Source organism: Streptomyces sp. NPDC054863 (genome assembly GCF_053610825.1).
In genome coordinates this window covers 1-2,259 of the sequence record NZ_JBSGZD010000526.1, presented here as the reverse complement: position 1 = coordinate 2,259, position 2,259 = coordinate 1, and the positions used below count along the sequence as shown (strand labels likewise).

General features: G+C 73.3%; 2 protein-coding genes. One reads left to right on the top strand and one right to left on the bottom strand.

Annotation, left to right across the window (positions count from 1 at the left end; genetic code table 11):
* Nucleotides 1-140: 140 nt before the first annotated feature.
* Nucleotides 141-932 (top strand): SGNH/GDSL hydrolase family protein, encoded by a 792-nt coding sequence (locus tag ACWGIG_RS38570; RefSeq protein WP_453326392.1) that lies wholly within the window; start codon nucleotides 141-143, stop codon nucleotides 930-932.
* Nucleotides 933-987: 55 nt separating this feature from the next.
* Here the strand turns inward: ACWGIG_RS38570 and ACWGIG_RS38565 are convergent, their stop codons facing one another.
* Nucleotides 988-1,878: a carbohydrate kinase family protein gene (locus ACWGIG_RS38565; RefSeq protein ID WP_453326393.1), complete on the bottom strand. Its 891-nt coding sequence runs from the start codon at nucleotides 1,876-1,878 to the stop codon at nucleotides 988-990.
* Nucleotides 1,879-2,259 lie beyond the last annotated feature (381 nt).

Here is a 2,259-nt window from a genome sequence, read left to right as displayed (position 1 = left end):
GTGCGGGGGCGAGGCCCGTTCGCACGGCACCGCCCGCGTATTCCGGGTTGAATGAATCTTGACCGGTGGTATATCTCACCCTCCGTCACCCCCTCCCTACGGTGGCGTAGGTCACTTGCCGAAGTGAAGGATGTGTCGACGTGGCAGACGATTCGAGATCATTCAGCGCAGGCACCATCGGGTCGTACGCGGCGATCGGGGACAGCTTCACCGAAGGGGTCGGCGACCCGGGTCCCAGCGGCGCGTTCACCGGATGGGCCGACCGGCTGGCCGTCCTCCTGGACGACCGGGTACCCGAGCACACCTTCCGATACGCAAACCTCGCCGTACGCGGCAAGCTCCTCGACCAGATCGTGGCCGAGCAGGTCCCGCGGGCCAAGGAGCTCGCTCCCGACCTGGTCAGCTTCTGCGCGGGCGGCAACGACATCATCCGGCCCGGCACCGACCCCGACGACGTCGCCGAACGCTTCGAGAAGGCCGTCGCCGACCTCACGTCGGCGGTCGGCACGGTCATGATCACCACCGGCTTCGACACCCGGGGCGTCCCCGTACTGCGCCATCTGCGCGGCAAGATCGCCACGTACTCGGCGCACGTGCGCTCCATCGCCGACCGCTACGACTGCCCGGTCCTGGACCTGTGGTCGCTGAAGTCCGTGCAGGACAGGCGCGCCTGGGACTCCGACCGGCTGCACCTCTCGGCCGAGGGGCACACCCGGGTCGCACTGCGGGCCGGCCAGGTGCTCGGCCTGGACGTTCCGGCCGACCCCGACCAGCCGTGGCCGCCGATGGCGCCGCGCGGCAGGCTCGAAGCGCGCCGCGACAACATCGACTGGGCCCGCGAGCACCTGGTGCCGTGGATCGGACGGCGGCTGCGCGGCGAGAGCTCAGGGGACCACGTCGAGGCCAAGAGGCCGGACCTGCTGCCTCTCTGACAGAGGGTCGGCCCGTCCCTGGGGCGGCCGGCCGGTCCGCCTCTCCGTCGGCCGGTCAGGCCTGTGGCCCGGCCGGTTCGGCGAGCAGCGCCGCCGGGCCGATCAGGGCGGTGTTGCCCCAGGCCGTGCAGGCGTACGCCCCGGCCACTGCGCCGAGGCGGGCGCACTCCGCCAGGCTCCGGCCGGCCAGGCGCCCGTACAGGACCCCGGAGACGTACGCGTCGCCCGCACCGTTGGAGTCCACCACCGGGGCGGGCGGGACGGCCGCCGGGACCGGACGCGGGGTGCTGCCGCCGTCACGGGTCAGCAGGTACGAGCCGCCCGCGCCCGCCGTCGCCACGACCGCCTCGGCGCGGCCCTCGCGCAGGATCTCCCGCATCAGGTCGCCGATCCGCTCGCCCGCGCCCGCCGCGCTGAGGAACACCAGGTCCGCGCGGAGCGCGAAGGCGCGGTGGTGCTCGTCGACCCCGTCCCAGTCGTGCAGGTCGGTGGAGAACGGGACGCCGGACGCCACCAGGTCGTCCAGGAGATGACGGGCGAAGCCCATGATCGAGACATGCACGTGCCGGGCCCGGCGCACGTGCGGCAGGAAGAAGTCGGCCGGCATCCGCAGGTCCTCGGGGTCACGGGCGTCGTAGAACGACATCCGGCGGCCCGTCCGGTCGACCAGGTTGACGGCACGGCGGGTGCCCGCGGGCGAGATCAGCGGTTCGAAGTCCACGCCGCCCTTGGCCAGCCGATCCCTGACCTGGCCGCCGATCCAGTCGTCGCCGATGACGTCGAGGAACTTCACGCCGAGCCCCAGGGCCTGGCAGCCCAGCGCCACGTTGCCGCCCGTGTGCCCCGGCCACTCGCTGACGGGGGAGACCCCGACCGAATCCGCGAGGGGCACCGGCAGCGCGTCCACGCGCACCACCGTGTCGACCCCGCTGCCGCCGATCACCAGGATGTCGTACGGATGTTCCCCTGCCGTGCTCGCCCGGCACGAACGGTCCTGCTGCGGCCCCTGCCGCGCCTGCTGTGACACCGCGTGCCCCTTCCCCTGCCCCGAATCACGCCGACGCGCCTCAGTATGGCGGGCGGCGGTCGGGTCGAACGGGGGAGCGGGCCGGTCCGTGCGTGCGGCGGCGGCAGGAGGTGAATTTCGGAGCGTCCCAGAGTGGCGCGGCCTGCCGGGGCCCGGGCGGTGCTGGGATGTCCCCGCACCGTTCGGTCCCCGCACTGTTCAGCCGGGTCGCCTCCGTGCGCCCGGCCTCCGGAAGGAACCCTGCCGCATGACCGCATTCCCGACCGCCGCACCGTCCCGCACCACCCGGCCGTCCGTCGC